This is a genomic window from Verrucomicrobiia bacterium, assembly GCA_019634625.1.
GTDB lineage: Bacteria > Verrucomicrobiota > Verrucomicrobiia > Limisphaerales > CAIMTB01 > CAIMTB01.
Window position 1 is genome coordinate 158,665 of record JAHCBA010000010.1, and the last position, 22,178, is coordinate 180,842.

19 protein-coding genes and 1 tRNA gene are annotated in these 22,178 nt (G+C 64.1%); 11 read left to right on the top strand and 9 right to left on the bottom strand.

Annotated features, from left to right (window positions below):
* Positions 1-241: 241 nt before the first annotated feature.
* The 6 genes from KF833_08425 to KF833_08450 all read right to left on the bottom strand — a co-directional run bounded on the left by KF833_08425 (position 242) and on the right by KF833_08450 (position 7,501).
* Entirely contained in the window at positions 242-589 is a 348-nt protein-coding gene (locus tag KF833_08425) for a glutaredoxin (protein MBX3745324.1), read from the bottom strand.
* 53 nt (positions 590-642) lie between these two features.
* Positions 643-2,373, bottom strand: coding sequence for a GAF domain-containing protein (locus KF833_08430; protein ID MBX3745325.1), 1,731 nt, complete (start codon positions 2,371-2,373; stop codon positions 643-645).
* 51 nt (positions 2,374-2,424) lie between these two features.
* Complete coding sequence (locus tag KF833_08435) at positions 2,425-3,546, bottom strand: LptF/LptG family permease (protein ID MBX3745326.1); 1,122 nt, start codon at positions 3,544-3,546, stop codon at positions 2,425-2,427.
* Between the two features lie 46 nt (positions 3,547-3,592).
* Complete coding sequence (gene lpxI, locus KF833_08440) at positions 3,593-4,432, bottom strand: UDP-2,3-diacylglucosamine diphosphatase LpxI (protein ID MBX3745327.1); 840 nt, start codon at positions 4,430-4,432, stop codon at positions 3,593-3,595.
* Between the two features lie 400 nt (positions 4,433-4,832).
* Positions 4,833-6,857, bottom strand: coding sequence for a M48 family metallopeptidase (locus KF833_08445; protein MBX3745328.1), 2,025 nt, complete (start codon positions 6,855-6,857; stop codon positions 4,833-4,835).
* A gap of 50 nt (positions 6,858-6,907) precedes the next feature.
* A complete protein-coding gene (locus tag KF833_08450; GenBank protein ID MBX3745329.1) occupies positions 6,908-7,501 on the bottom strand; it encodes a LemA family protein in 594 nt (197 codons plus the stop codon).
* A 418-nt stretch (positions 7,502-7,919) separates the two neighbouring features.
* Between KF833_08450 and KF833_08455 the strand changes: the two genes are divergently transcribed.
* Positions 7,920-8,672, top strand: coding sequence for a TIM barrel protein (locus KF833_08455; protein ID MBX3745330.1), 753 nt, complete (start codon positions 7,920-7,922; stop codon positions 8,670-8,672).
* 385 nt (positions 8,673-9,057) lie between these two features.
* Entirely contained in the window at positions 9,058-9,720 is a 663-nt protein-coding gene (locus tag KF833_08460) for an intradiol ring-cleavage dioxygenase (GenBank protein ID MBX3745331.1), read from the top strand.
* A 46-nt stretch (positions 9,721-9,766) separates the two neighbouring features.
* On the opposite strand, the gene KF833_08465 is transcribed toward KF833_08460, so the two are convergent.
* Together KF833_08465 and ffh are read right to left on the bottom strand one after the other, a co-directional pair.
* Entirely contained in the window at positions 9,767-10,843 is a 1,077-nt protein-coding gene (locus KF833_08465) for a PA0069 family radical SAM protein (GenBank protein ID MBX3745332.1), read from the bottom strand.
* A gap of 56 nt (positions 10,844-10,899) precedes the next feature.
* Complete coding sequence (ffh, locus tag KF833_08470; protein MBX3745333.1) at positions 10,900-12,300, bottom strand: signal recognition particle protein; 1,401 nt, start codon at positions 12,298-12,300, stop codon at positions 10,900-10,902.
* A 91-nt stretch (positions 12,301-12,391) separates the two neighbouring features.
* Here ffh and KF833_08475 point away from each other — a divergent pair.
* From KF833_08475 to KF833_08505, 7 genes are all read left to right on the top strand, one after another.
* Positions 12,392-12,479, top strand: a tRNA-Tyr gene (locus KF833_08475).
* Between the two features lie 63 nt (positions 12,480-12,542).
* Positions 12,543-13,739 carry a site-specific integrase gene (locus KF833_08480; GenBank protein MBX3745334.1) on the top strand — a complete coding sequence of 399 codons (1,197 nt, stop codon included), beginning with the start codon at positions 12,543-12,545 and terminating at the stop codon, positions 13,737-13,739.
* Positions 13,736-14,095 (top strand): hypothetical protein, encoded by a 360-nt coding sequence (locus KF833_08485; protein MBX3745335.1) that lies wholly within the window; start codon positions 13,736-13,738, stop codon positions 14,093-14,095. The genes KF833_08480 and KF833_08485 overlap by 4 nt, the downstream gene beginning before the upstream one ends.
* 74 nt (positions 14,096-14,169) lie before the next feature.
* Positions 14,170-14,400: a helix-turn-helix domain-containing protein gene (locus KF833_08490; protein MBX3745336.1), complete on the top strand. Its 231-nt coding sequence runs from the start codon at positions 14,170-14,172 to the stop codon at positions 14,398-14,400.
* 26 nt (positions 14,401-14,426) lie between these two features.
* Positions 14,427-14,954, top strand: coding sequence for a hypothetical protein (locus KF833_08495; GenBank protein MBX3745337.1), 528 nt, complete (start codon positions 14,427-14,429; stop codon positions 14,952-14,954).
* A gap of 70 nt (positions 14,955-15,024) precedes the next feature.
* A complete protein-coding gene (locus KF833_08500) occupies positions 15,025-15,975 on the top strand; it encodes a hypothetical protein (protein ID MBX3745338.1) in 951 nt (316 codons plus the stop codon).
* On the top strand, positions 15,972-17,576 hold the full coding sequence (locus tag KF833_08505; GenBank protein MBX3745339.1) for a hypothetical protein: 1,605 nt from the start codon (positions 15,972-15,974) through the stop codon (positions 17,574-17,576). Before KF833_08500 ends, KF833_08505 begins: the two co-directional genes overlap by 4 nt.
* 1,347 nt (positions 17,577-18,923) lie before the next feature.
* On the opposite strand, the gene KF833_08510 is transcribed toward KF833_08505, so the two are convergent.
* Entirely contained in the window at positions 18,924-19,892 is a 969-nt protein-coding gene (locus tag KF833_08510; protein ID MBX3745340.1) for a phage integrase N-terminal SAM-like domain-containing protein, read from the bottom strand.
* Between the two features lie 426 nt (positions 19,893-20,318).
* Between KF833_08510 and KF833_08515 the strand changes: the two genes are divergently transcribed.
* Together KF833_08515 and KF833_08520 are read left to right on the top strand one after the other, a co-directional pair.
* Positions 20,319-20,633 carry a hypothetical protein gene (locus KF833_08515; protein MBX3745341.1) on the top strand — a complete coding sequence of 105 codons (315 nt, stop codon included), beginning with the start codon at positions 20,319-20,321 and terminating at the stop codon, positions 20,631-20,633.
* Positions 20,634-20,776: 143 nt separating this feature from the next.
* Positions 20,777-21,697, top strand: a complete 921-nt coding sequence (locus KF833_08520; protein MBX3745342.1) for a DUF4393 domain-containing protein — start codon at positions 20,777-20,779, stop codon at positions 21,695-21,697.
* Positions 21,698-22,178 lie beyond the last annotated feature (481 nt).

Consider the following 22,178-nt stretch of genomic DNA (forward strand, 5'->3'; position numbering starts at 1 on the left):
CAGTGCAGCGTCCGGTGCATCCCGGAGTTGTGGGTGAGGAGGCAGCGCATCGGAGGGACGAGCTCTGCGATTCCTCAACCCAACGCTCCACACCGTTGCGGCCTCGTGGAACTCGGCAATCCGAAGCGCCGCTTGGCGGGGTTCGCACCGCATCCCCACAACTCCGGGATGCACGGTGCAACGTCCACCGCCATTCCCAACCTTCCCCCCTCCGCCCGGACGCCCCGGCACCAACCGCCCCTCAGCCGCGGGGGCGAAACCCAATCCCCGCCGCCTGCGGCATCTCGTTCGGACAAGGCTGGTCGATCGGAGCCTCCGGCACGCGATCGTTGGGCGTCACCACCTGGTTCGCCAGCAGCCACGCCTCCACTTCCTCCCCGCTCACATCCGCCAGCATCCGGTCTCCCACCTGCACGCACGGGCTCAACATCTGCCCGCTCTTCTCGATCATTTCCGCCCGCTGCTCCGGATCATTGATGATGTCCCGGTCCTCAAACGGCAGATCGTACTTGTTCAAAACGGCCCGAACGCCGCGGCTCCACCCGCAGGTCGGCTTCAAATAGGCGATGATCTTCGGCTTCTCAGACATATAAACAGACCCGCATCATGCCAGCCCCCAGCCCAATGGCAATCCTCCCGTCCTCACCCCTCGCCCCCCACCGGAAACCGCAACAGCACCGTCGTCCCCAGCCCCGGCTCGGACCTGAACTCGCACCGGCCCCGGTGCCCCTCGACCACCCGCGTCACCACCGCCAGCCCCAACCCCGTCCCCTGCGGCTTGTTCGAGCCCAGCAACCGTCCCGACGGACCTTCCCGCAGCCCGTCGGGCAACCCCGTTCCCGTGTCGGCGAAACTGACCGTCAGTTCCGGTTGCCCATCGTCCCCCCGCCCCACCTCGCACCCAATCCGCAGCGTCCCCCCTTCCGGCATGGCTTCCACCGCATTCAGAATGAGGTTCAGGAACGCCTGTTCCAACTGCACCGGATCCGCCACCAGCACCGGGGTCTCCGCGGGAACCTCCTGGACCCACTCAACCTGGTGCGACCGCAGCTTCTGTCGCGTCAGCACCCGAAGATCATCCAGCAGGGGTCTCACCGATACCTGTTCCAGCCGGGGTTCCGCGTGCCGCGCGAAGTCCAGGACCTGCTCCACAATCCGGTTCAGCAGATCCATCTTCTGCCCGATCACCCGCGCATCCTCCGCCCGCGGATCGCCCTCCGGAAACTCAAGATGCAGCGAGTGGTACAGCATCTTCATGACGGTCAGCGGATTCCGGATCTCATGCGCCACCTCCGCCGCCAGCAATCCCAGCGCGCACAGCTTGTCGTTCCGCCGCAATTGATCCTCCGCCAACGCCATCCGCTCCGCCCAACGCGCCCGGTCCAGCGCGATCGCCGACAACTCCGCCAGCGCCGAAAGTGTCTGGATCTCCTCGTTCGAAAACGTGTGCACCTCGCCCGAATACACGTTCAACACCCCCCGCGCCTCTTCCCCCAAGGTCAGCGGCACACTCAGCAGCGACACCAACCCCTCCCGCCTCGCCACCTCCGTGCTCTGGTACAACCGCGCCGTCCGCACATCCTCGACCTGCAACGCCTTGCGCCGCCTCAGCACCACCCCCACCAGGCTCTCGTCCACCCGCAACCGCCCCCGCCCCAGATAGTCCGGTCCCGCCCCATGACTCGCCCGCAGTTCGAGCGTCTCCGGATCGTCGCCCAGCATCAGCACCGAACTCACCTTCGCCCCCATCAACTGGACCGCTTCGCGCGTGATCAGATGCAGCACCTCGTCCAGCCCGAACGCCGTGTTCATCGCCCGCGCAATCCCCGCCAGCGCCGTCGCCAGGGTCGTCCGCCGTCGCGCCTGCTCCAGCAGCCAGGTGTTCCGGATCACCACCACCGCGTGCCGCGCCAGTTCCTCGAGCAGCGCCTCGTCCTCCTCCCCAAACGCGTCCGCCACCTCGGAATCCACATTCAGCACCCCACGCACCTCCCCCTCCACCACCAACGGCACCGCCAGCTCCGACCGAACCTCGGGCCGCACCGCCAGATACCGCGCGTCACCCGCCACATCGCCCACCCGCAATGGCCTCCCCATCCGCGCCACCCATCCGGTGATCCCTCGCCCCATCGGCAGCCGCAGGGACCTCGCCGATGCCGGCAATCCGATGGCCGCCTCGATCTCCAACAGGTTCGAGTTCGGGTTCCGCAGCACCAGGGAACCGCTGCTCGCCCCCGTCAATCGCACCGCCTCCCCCACCAGCACCCGTAACGCCTCCTCCGGCTCCAGCGAAGCATGCACCGTCAACGCCGCCGCATTCACCGCCTCCATCCGGCGACACCGCGCCAGGACCACATCGAGTTCCGTCCGCACCCCCGGATTCCATCATGCTTCCCCCGCCCGGTCCACGCCGACACCACCCCACTACCGCGCCCTCCAGATCCCCAGCGCCCCCACCCCCCCGAACACCACGTTCGGCAGCCACGCCGCCACCCATGCCGGCACATACCCCCCCGACCCCGTCGCCAGACTGAACTCCTTCATCACGAAATACGCGAAGGCCACGAAGATCGACGCCGCCACCCCCACAAACGGATTGCGCCGTCCCGACCCCACCGCCGCCGGAATCGCAATCAGCACCACCACCACGCAGGTCCACGGCGACGCCAGCCGGTCGTGGTACCACGTCCGCAACAACGCATCCATCTCCGGCGCCAGTCGCGGATGCAGCTCCCGGTACTCTCCGATCTCCCGCAGCGACAACTGCACCTGCCGCGACTTCCGCAGACTCCCCAGCAGCCGGCTGATCTTCACCTCGCTCCGCAAATGACTCGGCGTCTCCGGAAACCCGCTCGTCTCCCACCGGTTCGTCCAGGTCTGCACCGGGTCGCTCTCCATCCCCGCCGGAAAGGTGAACCGGCTCACCTCCTCGAACACCCACCGCCCGTTCCGCCAAAACCCCCGCTCCGCGATCATCCGTTCCCCCGCCCCCCCCTCTCCCGGCCACTGAATGTCCACCCCCACCAGATCCCCCGTCCGCGGCCGGAACGCCCGCACCAGCCAGATCCGCCCGGTCTCCGGATCCCGGAAGTTCAGGTTCTCCCGCCATTCCCCAGCCCCCTCCGCCTCCCGCCCCGCTCCCCGCTCGAGCACCGCGTCCGCCCGCGCCGCCGCATCCGGCACCACGTACTCGTTCAAGGCCATCAGCCCGAGGCTCAACGCCGTGCCCACCCCGAAATACGGCACCGCAATCCGCCACCAGCTCAACCCCGCCGACCGCATCGCCACCAGCTCGTTGTGCCGCGCATGGTGGGATACCACGTAAAGAAGCGACAGCAGCAGCGCCACCGGGATCTGCAGCAGAAGATACAACGGCAGCCGGTGCCCCAGATACTGCACCACCGCCCCGGGCCCAACCTCCCGCCGCCGCAGTTCGTCCATCTCCCCGAGCAACTCGAACGACAGCCAGAATACCAGGATCCCCGCCAGGCAGTAGCCCAGCGCGGTCAGCAACTCCTTCAGCAAATACCGGTCCAGCCGTCGCACGTCGCCGCCACGCTACGGGCCCCGCCCCGTCCCCCGCAATCCCTCCTCAGATCAACGCTTCCTCCCCTCCCGTCGCCACCACCGTCACCCGCACCTGCGCCGCCAACCGCTCCAGATCCTCCTTGTCCAGCAGCAGCGTCATCCCCGCCTCCACCGCCAGCACCTCGATCCCATGGGCCGCGCACACCTCCAGCGTCGTCGGACCAATGCACGGAATATCGAACCGCAGATCGTGGTTCCTCTTGGCCACCTTCACCGCCACCGCCCCACGATCCCGTCCCGCCAGTTCCCCGCCCCGCGTCAGACACTTGTCCGTCCCCTCGAACCCCTCCACCGCCAGCACCGTCCCCTTCTTCACCACCACGCACTGCCCGATCTCCAGCCGCGAAATCTCCTTCGCCACGCGATACCCATACGACACATCCGCCGCCTCCCGGTCCGCCAGCGCCGGTCCCACCCGGTACCCGGCCCCCGGCATGATCGACTCCAGCCATGGCACCGCCGGGATCACCCGTACGCCGTCCTTCTCCAACTCATCGGCAATCGCCCCGAAAATGGTGTGCGCGTTCTTCTCCTTCAGCCGCATCAGCACCGATATCCCCCGCATGTCCGGACGAACATCGAACAAACTCCTCGGCGCAATCAGCCCCAGCATCACGCAATGCGTCACCCCACGGTCCGTGAACGCCTTGATCATCCGCCCCAACTGACCCACCCGCAGCCACACCACCTCGTCCGCCAGCCGTTCAATCTCCCGATCCGTCTCCCCCTCCGCCGCCACCGCCACAATCCGACGAATGCCCTTCGCACGCGCCTCCCGCGCAAATATCAGCGGCAGCGACCGGCTGCCCGCCACCAATCCGATGGTTTCAATCGCAGGTTCCACGAAGCGCCGATTATGCCCAGCCCGCAAGCCCCTGCCAACGCCCGGGTCACGCCACGGTGCATCCCGAAGTTGTGGGGTGGGTGCAACGGGAGGCTCACACCGAGGTTCTGAACGACACAGGATCGCAGCCGCTGTTCACGGCCCTTGAAGGCATTCAAGGGGTCCTGGAATTTCGCAGAAGAGACGCTGCAACGCCGAAGACGTCCCGTTCCCGCTTGTCTCCGGATGCCGTCCACGCAGAATCCATCTCGACGAAACCGATGGGCTTGAGGACGTGCTGGAACTCCATTCCCCTTGAGCCTCGTGAAACCCGGCCTTGAGGGATCCCGGCCCTTCCAGGCCTCGCCCCCGTCTCCAAGGGGCAGCAGCGCCCGGTCCCCTGGCGCGTCTCGCCTTCCCCTCAGGATCCGCCCTCCGTCGCCGCCGGGCGCCCCCCGAGGAACGGCGGTAATGGACAATCCAACGTGTCCGCGATGGCCCGCAGCAACTCCCCCTCCCGCTGGGAAATCTGCCCATCCGAAGCCACCGCCTGAGCACAGGCGTTGAGCACCCGGCCCCGGATCGGCGGTGATGCCAGTCCCAGCCGGTCGAGCGCCACCTCCACCTCGGACAACCCCGCCTTCTCCTCGACCCGGATCCCTGACGCCACGGCATCCACCCCAAGCGCCCGCATCCCGTCCAGAAACGCCGCCTGAACCGCCTCCGGCGAGTCGTGCCCGACCCGGGCCAGAACCGACAGCACCACCGCACAATCCGGCAGCAGCGGGTTCAAGGCGTGATACTGGGTCACGCGCCCCGGCTTCGCCCCGAAATGCGGCGCCAGATGCCGTCGCAGCATCTTGTCCAGCGCGTACTCGAACAGGTCCATCTGCTGATCCGCCTCAATCAACTGCCGCAACAGCCGTTCGAAACCGGCGTATTGGTCCGGAGACAACCGGCGCAGGCTTGGCAGGCACAACTCGACCAACGGCAGCCGCGCCGAGGCCTCCAGCCGGTCCAGTTCCGGCAGCAACCGGTCCAGTTCCATGGCCACCCCCGGAGGCATCGCATCCCGCCATCCCTTGAGCCCCTCGATGCGCGCCCCCGGCGCCTCGCCCAAGAGCAACCCGTACACCAGGGCCTCCGCCCCCATGGGATCGTGACTGGCCTCCCGCAACGCCTCGGGCATCGCCCGGATCAGATCCGAAGCCCACTGCAGGTGGGCGGGCGTCACCCGGCCCGCCTGCCGCACCACCTCCCCCGCACCCATCACCGCCGCACCCGCCAGCACCATACCGTGGGTGAACGGCGGCAGCCCCGCGCCCCCGACCGCGCCCCCGACCGCGCCCTGATTCGCGCGCCGGGCTGACCGGACCCCGGGCGGCAAGGGTGGCGGCGCATCGGGTTCGGGAAAGGTCACCCGGCTGAACTTCCCGTCGAAGTTCGGCTCCCAGACCCGGATGCGATCCACCAACGGCGGGTGCGTGGACAACGCCGAAATCCACGACGGCGCCAGACCGTTGCCGAACATCAGATGACTCGCCTCCTCCGCCCGTGGGTTGGACAGTCGCGCCCCCTGCACAAATCCGCCGATCTTCTTCAGCGCCCCCACCAGACCGTCCGGATTGCGCGTGAACTGCACCGCCGCCGCGTCCGCAAGGAACTCCCGCTGACGCGACACCGCGCTCTTGATCAGCCGCCCGAAGAACAGACCAATCCCCCCCGCCACCAGCAGCGCCAGCCCCAGCAGGGGAATCGGATTCGCACCCCCCTTGCCTCCCCCGCTGCTCGAAGATCGCCCGCGCCCGCCCGTGTAAAACGAAATCCGGAGCAGGAACTGCCCCAGCATCGCCAGACCCAGCAGTCCGTGAACAATCCCCATCAGCCGAAGGTTCAGCCGCATGTCGCCGTTGGCCACATGACTGAACTCATGCGCGATGACCCCCTGCAGCTCGTCGCGCGTGAGCAACCGCATGCATCCGCGCGTCACCCCCACCACCGCGTCGCTGGTGGTCAACCCGGCCGCGAACGCGTTGATCCCCTCCTCATGCTCCAGCACATAAACGTCCGGCACCGGCAACCCCGAGGCGATCGCCATCTCCTCCACCACATTCCACAGCCGCCGCTCCAGGGGATCCCGTGACTGCGGATCCGCCGGACGCCCGCCCAGCGCCACCGCCACCGCGCTGCCGCCCCGCGACAGTTCCCACATCTTCTGCGCCATCCCCAGAAACACCACCCCGAGCGTCCCCACCGTCACCCAGAGAAACAGCTCCGCATCCCATGCCCGCCGCCAGTCCCCGCCCAGAATCTCCTCCGGCCCCAGGAAGATCAGCGCCGCTGCCCCGTACAGCAGCGCCATCGTCAGCACCACCGCCATGACGAAATACACCAGCAACCGCCGCGTCTGGCGGTGCGCCCGGTCCTGTTGCCCGAAGAAATCCATGCAACACCCACCCTTCCGTCCTCTGCCCTCTGCCTTCCGCCCTCCGTCCCTCAGGAGAACGACACCTTCGGCGCCTGCCGTTCCTCGGCACGCTCGACGGTGAACAGCTCCGCCGGACCGAAGTTGAACACGCCCGCCACGACGTTGGTCGGGAACATCTCCCGGGCGGTGTTGAAGCTCATGACCGAGTCGTTGTAGGCCTGCCGGGCGAACGAAACCTTGTTCTCGGTGCTGGTCAGTTCCTCCATCAGGCTGGCCATCGTCTGGTTCGCCTTGAGATCCGGATAGGCCTCCGCCAACGCGAAGAAGCGCCCCAAGGCCCCGGTCAGGGCCGTCTCCGCCCCCGCCACCGCCTTCACCGCCGAGGCGTCACCCGGATTCTCGGCGGCCTTGGCGTTGGCCGACGCCGCCGCATTCCGCGCCGCGATCACCGCCTCCAGCGTGCCCCGCTCGTGGGCCAGGTAACCCTTGGCCGTCTCGACCAGGTTGGGAATCAGGTCGTACCGCCGTTTGAGCTGCACATCGATCTGCGCGTAGCTGTTCTTGAACCGGTTGCCGAGACTGATCAGGCGGTTGTAGGTCGAGATCACCCACCCGCCCACCACCAACACCCCCAGCCCCAGCACCAACAACACAATCAACATTCCGGACATGGCCTTCCTTTCTTCTCAGGGTTTCTGCAGCGCCAGTGTGCGGGACACCCCGCTCCACGCCAACCGCGTTCTCTCTTCAACCTTCGCAGAGACGATCCCCCCCCAGCTCCTCCTTCGGAGGGACGAGCTCCGCGAGTCCGCATCCCATCGCTCCAATCCGCTTCGCCCAACCGCACCACCACCAGCTTCCCATTGCCCCGGTTGCAGAAATCCTGACAATTCACCCATGCCCGATCCGCGATCCCCCCTCACCCGCCGCGCCTGGCTTGCCCACACCGCCGCCGCCGCCGCCACCGTCGCCCGCTCCACCACCCCAACCCGCGCCGCCGAACCTCGGCCAGGACCGCGACCGGAGGACACCGTGGATCCCGCCTTCCGCATCCGGCATGGGCGCATCCGCCAATCCATCATGGGCTGGACCTATAATCCCATGCCCACCCTCGAACTCGCCCGCCTCTGCCGCGACATCGGCCTCGTCGCCATGGAAGGCATCGACGCCCGCCACTATCCGGAGATCCGCGACCTCGGCCTCGAAATCTCCCTCGTCGGCAGTCACGGCTTCGCCCGCGGCCCCTTCAACCCCGCCCACCGGGAACACGTTGTGACCCGTCTTCGCGAAGCCATCGATCTCGCCGTCCAGGTTCGCTGCCCGCGGGTGATCACGTTCACCGGCATGCGGGAACCCGGCATCTCCGACGACGCCGGCGCCCGCCATTGCGTCGAGGCCTGGAAGGAGATCATCCCCCACGCCGAGGCCGCCGGCGTCGATCTCTGCCTCGAACATCTCAACAGCCGCGACGATTCCCACCCCATGAAAGGACACCCGGGATACTTCGGGGACGATGTCGATCGTTGCGCCGATCTCATCCGCCGCGTCGATTCGCCCCGGATGAAACTCCTCTTCGACATCTACCACGTCCAGATCATGCACGGCGATGTCATCCGCCGGATGCGCCAGCTTCGGGACCTCATCGGCCATGTCCACACCGCCGGCGTCCCCGGCCGCGCCGAACTCGACGCCACCCAGGAGGTCAACTACCCCGCCGTCCTCCGCGCCCTCCTCGATCTCGGCTACTCCGGCTACGTCGCCCAGGAATTCATTCCCACCTGGCCCGATCGCGCCCTCGCCCTCCGCCACGCCGCCTGGATCTGCGATGTCTGAACCCGCACCCATCCCCTGCTCCTGGAACAACCCCCCCCCTGCACCTAATCTTAATCTTAATCTTAATCTTAATCTTAATCTTAATCTTAATCTTAATCTTAATCTTAATCTTAATCTTAATCTTGATCTTGATCTTAACCCCCCCCCTCCCTTCACCCCCGTGCCTCCCGGAGTTGCGGGGAGAGGTGCGAACTCCGCCACGCGGCGCTTCGGAGGGCGGGGTTCCACGAGGCCGCAACGGTGTGGCGCATGGGGTTGAGGATTCGCAGAGCCCGTCCCTCCGATTCGCTGCCTCCTCACCCACAACTCCGGCATGCACCGCCTGCACCCCGCCCGCCCAAACCCGGCTTGCTTCCCCGACGCCCCAGGTCTTTCATCAGCACTCATGACCCCGCGCATCACGCTTCCTGATCGTCGTCGATTCCTGAGCCGCACCCTCGGCGCCGCCCTCCTCGCCGCCGCACCCGGAGCCTATGCCGAACTCCTCACCCTCACCCCTGCCCAGACCGAAGGACCGTTCTACCCCGACCGGCTGCCGCTCGACACCGACAACGATCTTCTGATCCTCAACGACACCCTGACCCCGGCCTCCGGCGAGATCACCTGGCTCAGCGGTCGCGTCCTCGATGCCCGCGGACATCCACTCCGCAACGCCACCGTCGAGATCTGGCAGTGCGATGCCCACGGCGTGTACCTCCATTCCCGCGGCGGTGACCGCCAGAAGATCGACCCGCACTTCCAGGGCTTCGGGCGCTTCCTTACCGGGTCCACCGGCGAATACCTGTTCCGCACCATCAAGCCCGTCCCTTACCCCGGCCGTACCCCGCACATCCATGTCGCGGTGAAGCGGACCGGCCAGCCCAAATTCACCACCCAATGCTACGTCCGGGGCGAACCCGCCAATGAGAAGGACGGCATCTGGCGCAATCTGAGCGACGCGCGTCAGCGGGACGCCGTCACCGTGGCGTTCGCGCCCCTTCCCGGCTCCCCAGCCGGTGAACTCCAAGCCCGCTTCGACATCGTCCTCGGCGTCACCCCCGAGGCGTAATCTCTCCCCGGCACCCGGCGCCCCTGCCCCGCACACCTCCCCGTCCTCACAGCAACCGCAACTGCGTCCCGCCCGGGCGCCGGAATGACCCCGCATCCAGCCTCGGCCCGTGTTCCTCCAGGCCCGAACGGCGTCGCGCCGCCTGGAACAACTGCTGGATCTGGTACGCGAACATCCCTTCGCCCCGCAGCCGCGAACCGAACCGCGGATCGTTGAGGCGCCCCCCCCGCATCGCCTCCAACCGGTGCAGCACCTTCTCCCGGCGATCCGGAAAATGCCGCGCCAGCCAGTCCGAAAACAGCTCCTTCACCGCGTGGGGCAGCCGCACCAGCGTGTAACTCGCAAAGCACGCCCCGGCCAGCTTCGCCGCCTCCAGCAGACCCGGTATCTCATGGTCGTTCACCGCCGGTATCACCGGCGCAATCATCACCCCCACCGGCACCCCCGCCGCCGCCAGTTCACCGATCGCCTTCAATCGTGCCGCCGGAGGCGACGTGCGCGGCTCCAGCACCCGGCGCAAATCCGGGTCCAGCGTGGTCAGCGACACCGCCACACTCGCGGCGTCGTACCGGGCCAGCTGCGCCAGCAGGTCCCGATCCCGGCTCACCAGCGCGTTCTTCGTCACGATCCCCACCGGCTGCCGGAACTCGACCAGCACTTCGAGACAACGCCGCGTCAGACCCAGCCGCCGTTCGATCGGCTGGTAGGCGTCCGTGACGCCGCTGAGCGCCATCCACTGCGGAACCCATGAGGACGCCGAAAGTTCGCCCCGCAGAAGTTCCGGCGCCCGTTCCTTCACCAGGATCCGCGACTCGAAGTCCAGTCCCGCCGAGAACCCGAGATACTCGTGGGTCGGCCGCGCATAGCAATACACGCAGCCATGTTCGCAGCCGCGGTAGGGATTGAGACTCACCCGGAACGGAATGTCCGGGCTGTCATTGCGGCTGATCACGCTCACCGACAGGTCCCGCAGGAACTGCGTCCGCCGTTCCGGCGCCTCCCGCGGGTCGAGATCCGAATCCGGGTCGGGTTCGTACCGGATCTCCTCGAATCGGTTCGCCGGCTCCAGCCCCGTTCCGCGGGAACTGTCTCCGCCCCCGCCATGGCGCACCGGTGAGTTCATGGCAACCGCTGCTCCGCCCTCCGCCTTCCGCCTTCCGCCTTCCGTCCCGGCACCCTTCACCGGGGCAACCGCGGGAATCCCCCGCCCATCCCCGGAATCCCGCCGCCCAGGCCTCCCATGCCCCCCATCCCCGGCAGACCGCCGCCCATCTTCGAGATCATCTTCTGGAACTTCCCCATCTTCTTCATCATCTGCTGCATCTGCGCGAACCGGTTGAGCAGGCTGTTCACCTCCGACACCTGCGTCCCGCTGCCCCGCGCGATCCGCTGGCGCCGCTTCGCATTGAGCACATTCGGATTCCGCCGCTCCAGCGCCGTCATCGAACAGATGATCCCCTCCATCCGGCGCATCTCCCGTTCCCCCTTCGACAACGAGTCCCCCTGCATCATGTCCGAACCGCCCGGCAGCATCTTCACCAGATTCTCGAGCGGACCCATCTTCTTCATCGCCCGCATCTGCTCCAGCATGTCGTCCAGCGTGAACTGGCCGCGCCGCATCTTCTCCTCGAGCTTCGCCGCCTCGTCGAGATCCACCGCCTCCGCCGCCCGCTCCACCAGACTGACCACATCCCCCATCCCCAGGATCCGCGACGCCATCCGCTCCGGGTGGAACGACTCGAAATCGTCGAGCTTCTCGCCCACTCCCACGAACTTGATGGGCTTGCCGGTCACCGATTTGAAGCTCAACGCCGCCCCGCCCCGTGCGTCGCCGTCCAGCTTGGTCAGAATCGCGCCCGTCACCCCCAGCGCCTTGTCGAAGTGCTGCGCCACATTCACCGCCTCCTGACCCGTGGCCGCATCGAGCACCAGCAGGATCTCCTCCGGATGCACCTCCTTCTTCAACCGCACCAGCTCCTGCACCAGCGGCTCGTCGATCTGCAATCGCCCCGCCGTGTCGAACACCACCGTGGTAAGCCCCTCCTCCCGTGCCTGGTCCAGCGCCCGCCGCGCAATCCGGATCACATCCGTCTCCCCCCGCATCGCCAGCACCGGCAATTCCACCTGGCGCCCCAGCGTCTCCAGCTGATCCATCGCCGCCGGACGGTACACGTCCGCCGCCACCAGCAGCACCTTGCGACCTTCCCGCGCCAGCAACCTCCCCAGCTTCCCGCTCGACGTCGTCTTCCCCGACCCGTGCAGCCCCACCATCAGAATGCACGACGGCTGGCGCGACGACCCGAGCCCGCTGTGGTTCGATCCCAGCAGCGACACCAGCTCGTCATGGATGATCTTCACCACCTGCTCGCCGGGCTTGATGCTCTGGATCACCTCCTGGCCCACCGCCTTCGACTTCACCGCCTCGATGAAATCGCGCGCCACCTTGAAGTTCACGTCCGCATCCAGCAGCGCCATCCGCACCTCGCGCAGCGACTCGGAAATGTTGGTTTCGGAGATCCGGCCCAGACCCCGCAGATCCCGAAACACCTTCTGCAACTTCTTGCTCAGCGAATCGAACACCCCTGCACCGTAGGGAAGCCGCCCCGGGTTGACAAGGTGCACCGTTCCCCGCCTATAGTGCCCTCCCCGCCGGATTCCGGAGGGATGGATCGGTAGGATGCCGGAGCGGTCAATCGGAGCAGACTGTAAATCTGCCGGGCTAACGCCCTACGAAGGTTCGAATCCTTCTCCTACCACCACGTTTTTCAGGGGTTTTTGAGGAAAATTGACGAACGCTGACAAATTGCTGACAGTCCCGCCCCATGGAACTGAACAGCGATGAAGGCAGGACGGCGTTCGAGGTCTCCCGAGGGTCCGTGGCGGTCAAGGTCTACCCCCTCCGCGAAAGGCAATGGCAGGTTTGCTGGTACAGCCCCCGAGGCAGGCAGCGGAAAACCTTCGCCGACAAGGGCGAAGCCGCGCAGTACGCCCGCCAGCAGGCCGCGCAACTGGTCGGGCAACGTTCCCACGTCCGCACCCTCTCGGCGTCCGAGTCCGAGGATTTCAGCGCCGCCACGGCCATCCTCGGCCCTCTGGGCGTCAGCCTGCGGACGGCTGCGGCCGATTACGCTAAGCGGCACCGCACCACGGTCCGCAAGCCCATCAAGGAAGCCGTCGAGGCATTGCTGACAGAATTGTCAGCGCAAGGCTTGAGCGTCGCCTACCAGCGCACCGCCAAGAACAGCCTGAAACGGTTCGGGGACGACTTCGGCGGCAGCGCCCTCGACGACGTGTCCGGCCCCATCCTCCGGGACTGGCTGCGCGGCCTGGGAGTGAAGCCCAAGACGCAGCAGGGCATCCGGGGTCTCGTCGTCCGGCTCTACAATTTCGCCGCCAGCCAAAAATGGATCGCACGCGAACACGCCTTGGAAATTGCCGATGTTGAACCGCCCAAGGTCGTCGTCGCCGACAGCGCCACGCTGACGCCGGACGAACTGCTCAAGCTGTTCAGCGCCTCGACACCGGGGGAGCTGCCTGCCCTCGTGCTGCTCGCCTTCGTTCCCCTCCGCACCGCCGAGGTTGCCCGCCTCGACTGGCGCGACGTGCGCCTCGCCGAACGCGTCGTCATCGTCAACGCGGGCATCGCCAAGCTATCCGTGCGTCGAAACGCCCCGATCCCTGACGCCGCAATCGGATGGCTCGCCGACATCGCCAAGGAATCCGGTCCCGTATGGCCAGACCAGCCCGATCCGGATGGCAACAAGCTGGCGCACCGCCTGCCGGTGATCGCCAAGGCAGCAGGGGTGCAGTACCGCAAGAATTGTCTCCGGCACTCCTGCATCTCGGCCTTGATGGCGACGACGGAAGACGCCGCGAAGGTCAGCCTCTGGGCCGGAAACTCGCCGAGGCAAATCAGCGTCACCTACTCGGCGAGGTGGACCCACCAGCAGGGCGAGGCGTGGTTTGGTGTCCGTCCGGCTGTACCCGCGAGCGTCGTGAGCTTGGAGGCAGCGGCGTGAATGCGGACCATCCCTTTTGGCCTCCGCCGTCCAACGGAAATTTTGAGGTTCGAGTCGTTCCCGAGGCGGCGAAGGAGACAGCGAAGGAATTGGTTCAGTCCGGAAAGTCGCCCGAGGTTGTTGAAAAACCATCGACCAACAACCCGAAGAAGCCCGGCGCAAAGCCCAAGCCGATCTGGGGGGAGGTTGCCCGTGTCCTGCGGCAGTTTCCCGACCAATCCGAGAAGGACTTTCAGGCGACGGTGCTGCGAGAGTTGAGGCTGACGGAACTGCCGGTCAAGACGGACTCCTTCAACAGAAAGGTGCGGGACCTCAAGAAAGCCGGGGCGGGCGCAATTCGGGCGAAGCGGGCGTAATTCAATCCGCCCGCTTTTTCCAATTAAACCCGGTAGGCAGGGAACGGCTCTCTCCTGATATGCGTGGGGGTGCCATGAGCATTCCTGCACCGATTCACTCCCCTCCCACTCCCACTCCCAAAGTTGTCACCGTCGGCATTCCAGACGGCGACGAAATCCTTAATACCCCTGCCCTGGCCTCCCGCCTCGGCATCTCCGAGCGTCACGTCCTAGCCATGATCCGGGACGGCAGGCTCCCCTGCATGCGCGTCGGTCGTTCCCTCCGGTTCCGGTGGTCGACCGTATTGGCTGCACTCTCCAAGTAAACGTCCACAACGCACAAACTACTATTATGGGATTCAAAGCCTCTGATTATCGAAATTCCTACCTCAACTCTGCCGACCTCCGCCGACATCTCGATGAGGCACAGGCGGACGTTCTCACCGTCACCGTCGCCAGCGTCTCGGAAGTGCGCCTTGAAAAGCTCAAGCTCGTCCTGCACTGGCACGAGGACGTCCGCGCTCTCGTGCTCAACAGGGGCAACCTCAACGCCTTGTCCGACGCGTTCGGAGACGATACCGATGGCTGGATCGGGCAGCGGGTCAACCTCTGGATCGAGGCGACGGAGATGAACGGTGTCGCTACTGAGGGCATCCGCCTCGAAGCGGTAGAGACCCCACCGCCAGCAGCAGCAGCGAAACCCTCGTCAAAGCCAGCGCCGTCACGGGTATCGGAGAAGCGGCGTCTTTATTCCGACGCAGCACCGCCAGAGACACACCAAGAGGGTGTCCCGACTCGACGCGGCGTCCGAATGCCTCCCCCTTCGCCCCCCACGTCTAGGCGGACTGCGACACCGCCTCCGACCAGCGACGACGATTAGGCCGACAGCACCGCTCCAAAATAAAAAAGCCGCCGTGGGGTCCGACTCCCGCACGGCGGCAACTCACCTTATGGACTTCAACTTTCGAGAGCGGGTCAGCGTCTTTGCCGGCGTGCACCCGCATCCAATCGCCGTCCAGACTCTACCGGAGGTTTTCGCCTGCATCCAGAGCGATCCCGGCATGAAGGAGCAGACCCAAGCCCTCCGCTGCATTCTAGCCGCGCAAGGCAAGGACGCATTCGACCGGGCAAAATGCAGGCTGCCCGCCGTCACCTTCGGCGGCATCTTCCGCCACCGCGCAAAGGCAAAGGCTGCCCTCGTCGATTATTCCGGTCTTGGTCCGCTCGACATCGACAAGGGATTAATGGACCCCGCCGCGACCCGAGTCGCCTTGATGCGGCTCCCGTGGATAGTCCTCGCTTACGTATCTCCGTCCGGTCGCGGGGTGAAGGCCGTTGCGCGGTACGCCAGCACCGACCCGCTCCTTCACGACGTCTACACGCTGCACGCGTGCCGACTCATCCGCGAATCGCTGGGGGACTGTATTGACAAGGCACAGCACGATTATTCCCGCCTGTCGTTTTTGGCTGGGGACTCCGAAGCGTGGTTTCGGCCTGACGGCGCAAGGCTGATGGTGCCGGACGACTTATTGCAGCCGTTGAAGCCGGAGAGAACGAATGTTTGTCACCGCCGCCGCCACTCCGGAATTACCGGGCAAGACAGCCCCTTACCGGCATGGCAGGCAGATTTGCGCCAGCACGTTGCCGAGCGCGTCCTCGGAGAAATCGAATGGGTCGACGCCGTCACCGGTTATTTCATTTGCCCCGGTGCCGACAAGCACACCCACGCGGACAAAGACGACGATTGCCGCGTTGTCCTGTCGGGGGTGCCGTCCGTGTCGTGCTTCCATACGTCGTGCGCCGCCGAAATTGCCGAAACGAACCGAGAGCTTCGTTCGCGAATCGGAACTGAGGAAAAGCGAGGGTATGCCATCGCGCTCCGGAACGGGGGTGCCGAATGAACGGCGAGGCCAAGGCGGCGACAGCGGTTCCAGCAAAGTCGAAGACACCGATTCGCGATGCTCTGCGTGCGGAGATCGGACGCATCCTGTCCGCTGACGACGACGGACCGAAGGGCGTCCTAATTGGCACCGCAGTCATCCACGCACTCAAGCAGGGCGGGACCTTCTATCGGTCCGCCGAGCATCCGAACTTCAAGTCGTGTCTCTGGTTTCAGTATAGCGTGCGCCAGCTTCACTCTCTTGCGGACGACACCTTCAAGGCGTGGCTCGCCGACTACAGCGGCGTGTTCCCTGGCAGCAACTATTGGCCACAAGTTATCAAGGCCGTTGAGTATTGCGCCCTTCAAAACGGCAAGCCGATAAAAACGGAAGCCTACTGGGCGACACGCGGCGAGGTTGTCTATGTCAGCAATGGCCCCGGACAGATTGTGCGCATTTCACCGGACGCTGCCAAAGTTGTGGACAACGGCACCGATGGCGTCCTGTTTTTGCCGGATCAATGCTGCCAACCTTGGTTGCTGGTCGCTGAAGCAGACGCGCTGAACCCATTCGAGGATTGCCCGTTGTTTCGTGACGCAAGTCTGGCTGACGACTGCGCCCGCGGACGGTTGATTGCCCAACTCTGGACTTACTGTCTTCCGGCGTGCGGCGAGCGTCCTCCCTTGGCCGTAGTCGGCGACGGCGGCAGCGGCAAGACACCGTTTGGCGAGGGGTTGCAGCGGTTGCTCCTTGGCGTGTCTTCGATCCTCACCATCGACCGATCCCTGCAAAAAAACGACGTCATGGTGACGGTGGAAGGGGGCGGCATCGCGCTGCTGGATAATGCCGACTCCACGATCCCTTGGTTCTGCGACTGGCTGGCGTCGGTCAGCACCGGCGGGGAGCAACACAAACGCCAACTCTACACAGACAAGGGCAAGGTGCGCCTGCGAAGCCGCGGGGGCATCGTCCTGACATCGGCAACTCCGCTCTTCGCGGGGGACGCGAACGTGTCCGACCGGCTGGTGGTGGTGAAGATGCGACGTCGGGATTCGACCTTGGGCAAGGCCGAACTGTTCGCCGAACTATCGGCCAAGCGCGACGCCTACCTCTCGCATCTCGTCTGGACGCTGGCCGCGGCCATGGCGGATCAGAGGCCCGTCGAAGGCGGACTTAATCATCGCTACCCGGAGTTCGCGAACCTTGCCGTTAGGGTCGGGCGTGCCCTGAACCTTGAGCGGGAAGCCACCCTCGCCCTGCGGGATGCGGAAACAGACAAGTCCCGGCTTGCCCTGGAAAGTGACGACATTGTTCGTCTGATTCGCGATCAGATCCCTGAGAAGGGTCTGACCGGCACCGCCGCCAGCATCGCCGAGAAGATCAAACTCGCCGACATCAAGCTTTTTCGTGTCGATCAGTTGACCTCCAAAGTAGCAAAGCGTTTACAAACTCACTGGACGCACTTCGAGCGCATCTTCTCTGCCGCGAAGGCCAAAGATCGTAAGGACGTGATGCATTACTGCATCCTGCCCGGCACCGGGAGGAAGGAGGAAGCCCAGCGCAACGCGGAAATGGCATCTGCCGGGGTCAGACCCCCGGCAGCCGGGGGTAACAATTCGTGACCCCCGGCAGATTAAGGCTCTGGGCAGCAAATGGTTGCATGAGTCTGCCGGGGGTGCCGGGGGTGTTTGGCACCCAAAAGGTTCCGGGCGTTTCCGCCAGACCCGAAACCGACCTCTGGAAATCCGCCGCCTGTTTTGGTCAGAAGACCCCCGGCACCCCCGGCAACTACTCTCTCTTTCTCTTCTTCTTCTCAAAAAAGATAATAAAATAAGGGGTTTTTGCTGTGTCAGTTTGCCGGGGGTCGGAAAATTTCACCCCCGGCAGACCCCCGGCAACCCCCGGCAGCGGAAGTGACACTCTTCTGCGAAACGCACAGGGACACCCTCGTACCCCCCCGAAACCCCGGGGGAACCAAGCCTCCCCTGACAGGCGCCCATAATTCAGAAAAGTGCTGTACAGGCGTCGGAACTTCCAGCGAGGGCAAGGACAGCGGGGCCGGTGTGCGGCTCTGTCTGGACCAACCTCAAGAGGGTGTCCTGGTCCAACGGTCGGAGGCCGAGGGCACCTACTACCTTTCCGACGATGTCGGTTAGTTCATGGGGGAATTGGGGAGGTTTTAGTTTCCCCAATTCCCCCAATTCCCCCGTGCCGCCATTCGTGCGCGGGAGGGGTACCCTCTACCCCGGAATCCTAAGGGTCGGGTCCGGATACGGGGCAGAAAGCGCCCACGAGTCGTTATTGCTAAGCATTTGCAATAAGGTGCCCCCCGCCATGACCGACGCCCAGCTTGCCCGTGCCCTGCCCTGCAACCGTTCCACCATCCTTCGCTACCGACGCCGGGGGATGCCGACCGACAACGTCGATGTCGCCCGACGTTGGATCGCCTTGAACGTCCGTCGTGGCGGACCTCCACGCGGCGTTACCCGCGCGGAGCACGCTTCACTCTGGTTGCCCCTGCAAACAGTTCGGGCCGAGCTTCGCGAGATCAAAGCGTTGATGAGGGGGAAGCGGTCGTAACGCGGTGACAGCCCCACCGACGGAGTCCGCTGCTGACAACGGCGACCTTCTCTGGCGGTTGCTGACAACGACTGTGCGATGACTGTCAACACGCCCTTCTCTGCTGACAAACGCTGACACCTTTTGTTCAGGACCGTGCATTTTGGTTCACTTGCCTGCCTCGGCAGACACCGCACAACGCACACAGTAGCAGCAAGTTACTGAACTTAGCTGAAAGGCGAAGAATGAGGCTGGGCCATTCGAATCCTTCTCCTACCACCACCTCTTCTCTCAAGAAAACCACATTTTCAGGGCTTTTTTCACCCACGGACGGTGCTGGACGGGACGTTGGCACTATTTGCAGTGCCTCCGGGAATCCCCTTCTCGCGTCTCGTCGGCCTGCAATCTGTTTACAGAACCCACATCTTCCCGCTTGAGAAACCGCGACGCCATGGGACCCTCCGCGCGATGACCGAACCCGTCGGCGAATTGACCGGCACGAAGTGTCCCAACCTGCCGGTTTTCCCGTCTCCCCGGCCATTCGTTCCGCTCGCGTCCGGCGCACGACTCGACCTGGGGGTCCCCTTCACCCGCAACCGCAGCAGTTCCATTAGCCGAAGCCCGCTTCCGTACATCGCCTGTGCCATCAGTCTCCAAGGCTCTTCCAGGCGGTCCAGCAACCGACCCAATTCCTCCCGCGTCAGCCACACCGGCAGGTGCGGACGCACCTTCGCCCGCCTGTAGTCGGAGAAGTCGCCCAACTCCCGCCCGAACACCTCGCGAAACAGGAACACCAGCGCGTTCAACGCCTGCCGCTGACTGCTCGCACTGAGCCGCTCGTTCAGCGCCATCGAGTCCAGGAACGCCCCGATCTCCGCCTCCCCCAACCGCTCGACATCGTCCGTTCGGAAATGTCGGGCGAAACGCGCGATCCACACCATGTAGGTCTGCTCCGTTCGATACGAGTAGTGCCGTCGCCGAACTTCGGTCAGGAACGCCACTTTCCAGCGTGGTCCCGTCCCCGCTTCCGCTTCGGGTTCCTGTTCCGGTTCCAATCCCTCAACCGACGTCGCCCCCTCCGTGCTCGGGCCCCACGCTTCCGTCTCCGAGTTGCCGGACGTGGAAGCGGACCGATCGCACCCCGCCTCGGCCGGCCCCGGACCCGTGTCCTCCGGAACCGAAGGCTGCCCCGCAACAAATCCATCCGGTCGAGCCGCCCTCGACGCTTCACGAAAAAACCAATTCAAGGCGGCCTTCCATCCTTCGATCTGCCAAGGTTCGCGCTCCTTTTGCTGCGTCGCCCACTCCACGAAGTCGCGTGCGGATTGCACCGTCACCTCGCCCCGCCCGCGCCGACAAAACCCGAGGAACCATTTCACGACGATCTCGTACGACCGTCGATCTCGCTCGGACAACGGCGAGTGCGCCAAAACGTCCCTCCATTCGGGAAAATCGACCCGCTTCATTGCGCTTTATCCGGTCGATTTTTCGCCCCCCGAAGGCGCAGTTCTTGCGGTTTATCGGGCCATACCCTGGCGAATCCGTGGACCGGCAATCCCTCCTTGACGCCTGCAAGGCAGCCACATAGCCTGCCACCAAGTCAAGCCCGAGCCGAACGAGGATTCCGGATAAACCGCAAGGAAATCGCCTCCAGATAAACCGCAGTGCTTTTGCGTTTATTAACACTGTTGGGCAAAATTCCAATGCGCCTCTCGAGGTTAACATTGTTTACTGGGGCAATTTGCGCTGCCCTCGTTGCGCTATTCTTGACTCTGCGCGCCATTCCGACATCGCAAGAGAAGCATATGGCCCTCGTCCAGGGCCACATCGACAAGATCGAGAACGACTGGAGGCGCTTTCGTTCTGAGCGACCAGAAAGAAGATATACCTACATCCAGGTGGATACATCAGGAGACGGTGCACTCGGAGTCTTCGGTATCGTAGCGGCCCAGGAATTTGCGAATGAGATCATACAATTCCTGGAGGACACTAAACCCCAAAGGCCGGTGATTTCCCATCTTCAGGTGTGGGATTCTGAGTCATTCATGGATGACGGTGGAGCTCTGGAACTCCTGGAACGCCAGATTCAGTGGATTGAGGGGCAGCGTGCAATGAAATGAGGAGAGTGCCCAACCAGACGGTCGAGGGAACCGGTGCCCGCTGCGAGGCTTGCCACCGAGGCGAGAGGGGTGGGTTTAGGTTCGAGGTTTGAGGTCGCTGCCAGGCACCGGTCCCTCACCTCGACGTTGGGCAGAAAATTAGCATGAGCGAAGATGAGAACACATCCCCAGGTGGTATAGTTAAGCAGACGATCGATTCTGTTACCGGTCTTGCAATGGCGGTCCCAATTTATGAGGACGCGCTTCAGCCCCTTGCCAAGGAGGCAGGTAAGGCTCTGGGGACAGTCGGAAAAGCCGTTAACTTAGCTTTAGAACCTCTGGCAGGACTTGTCTGGGGTTATGACCAGATTAAGAAGTTTGTCCAAGAAACAGTGGCAGAGAAGCTAGAAGGTGTTCCGCCGGAACAGATTCAGTCACCAAACCCGAGCGTTGCGGGGCCGGCCCTTGAGGCACTGAAATACAATGGACATGACCCTGATCTGCGAGAGATGTATGCAAACTTGCTCACCACTTCGTTGGACAGCAAGACGGCAAGGGAAGCTCACCCTGGATTTGTAGAGATTTTGAAGAGCATGAGTCCGGATGAGGCTCGCGTCTTAAGGATATTTGTCGCAGGACAATCAAAACCATTACTCGACATCCAACTTCATATGAAAGATGATGGGTATGGCGTGCTCCATCAGAACGTAAGTCTCATCGGAACAGAAGCAGGATGTGCGTATCCTGATCTCACGCCGAGCTACCTGGATAATCTTTGTCGGCTTGGCTTGCTTGAAATCGATAACATGGCCCGACTGAAAGATGATAAAGTCTACGAGACAATCGAGACCGCACCAAGCGTAAAGTTACTCAAAGAACATTATGAAAAGCAGGATGGCTTGAAGATATATCTCAAAAGAAAGAAGATCGATGTTACCCATCTTGGTAGGCAATTCGCCAACGCATGCATCTTCGACAAGAGGGTCAAAGAACCGAGAGCCCAACCAGGCGCTGCACCGAATGGCGGCCCCGCAACGCGAGTTGGCAATTCGGGTGCGGGGGAGGGGCCGCCATCGGTGAGCTGAATCGTTGGCCGAAACTTTACCAGAAACTCGGTTTATTCCATCTATCGTATGCTGCATGCTGACCAACCTCGTTAGGAAATTCCCATGAGCAAACACCCCAATCCCATCCTACAAGGCAACGCGTTACGAATCTTCGCATCTTTCATTGCTGGAGCACTATTGGTCGCCGTTCTTGGAGCTGCGGTCCGGCCCGTACCAAAGCAATGGGAGTACAAAGCCCTGTCCTTTCAGGGCCAGACAGCCCTAATATCATCATTGAATGAGGCAGGGAAGGATGGATGGGAAGCAGCACTGGTCCTAAAGGCATCGGAGGAGGCCAGTCCGATCATTGTCTTGAAGAGATAGGGAGCAGCTTACTCGGATGGCCAACCAGTCGGCGCACCGAACCGCGGGATCGCGCCTGGTGTCGAGGGTTGCCTCAGCGGCCCGCGGTCGGTGGCCTTCGCGTTCGCCAACAAATTTATCGCTCGGCGATGAATGC

Bases quoted from the DNA above. Each gene is read 5' to 3' on its own strand.
- KF833_08425 (MBX3745324.1), bottom strand. From the start codon at position 589: ATGTCTGAGAAGCCGAAGATCATCGCCTATTTGAAGCCGACCTGCGGG.
- KF833_08445 (MBX3745328.1), bottom strand. From the start codon at position 6,857: ATGGATTTCTTCGGGCAACAGGACCGGGCGCACCGCCAGACGCGGCGG.
- KF833_08450 (MBX3745329.1), bottom strand. From the start codon at position 7,501: ATGTTGATTGTGTTGTTGGTGCTGGGGCTGGGGGTGTTGGTGGTGGGC.
- KF833_08455 (MBX3745330.1), top strand. From the start codon at position 7,920: ATGGGCTGGACCTATAATCCCATGCCCACCCTCGAACTCGCCCGCCTC.
- KF833_08460 (MBX3745331.1), top strand. From the start codon at position 9,058: ATGACCCCGCGCATCACGCTTCCTGATCGTCGTCGATTCCTGAGCCGC.
- KF833_08465 (MBX3745332.1), bottom strand. From the start codon at position 10,843: ATGAACTCACCGGTGCGCCATGGCGGGGGCGGAGACAGTTCCCGCGGA.
- KF833_08480 (MBX3745334.1), top strand. From the start codon at position 12,543: ATGGAACTGAACAGCGATGAAGGCAGGACGGCGTTCGAGGTCTCCCGA.
- KF833_08490 (MBX3745336.1), top strand. From the start codon at position 14,170: ATGAGCATTCCTGCACCGATTCACTCCCCTCCCACTCCCACTCCCAAA.
- KF833_08495 (MBX3745337.1), top strand. From the start codon at position 14,427: ATGGGATTCAAAGCCTCTGATTATCGAAATTCCTACCTCAACTCTGCC.
- KF833_08500 (MBX3745338.1), top strand. From the start codon at position 15,025: ATGGACTTCAACTTTCGAGAGCGGGTCAGCGTCTTTGCCGGCGTGCAC.
- KF833_08505 (MBX3745339.1), top strand. From the start codon at position 15,972: ATGAACGGCGAGGCCAAGGCGGCGACAGCGGTTCCAGCAAAGTCGAAG.
- KF833_08515 (MBX3745341.1), top strand. From the start codon at position 20,319: ATGGCCCTCGTCCAGGGCCACATCGACAAGATCGAGAACGACTGGAGG.
- KF833_08520 (MBX3745342.1), top strand. From the start codon at position 20,777: ATGAGCGAAGATGAGAACACATCCCCAGGTGGTATAGTTAAGCAGACG.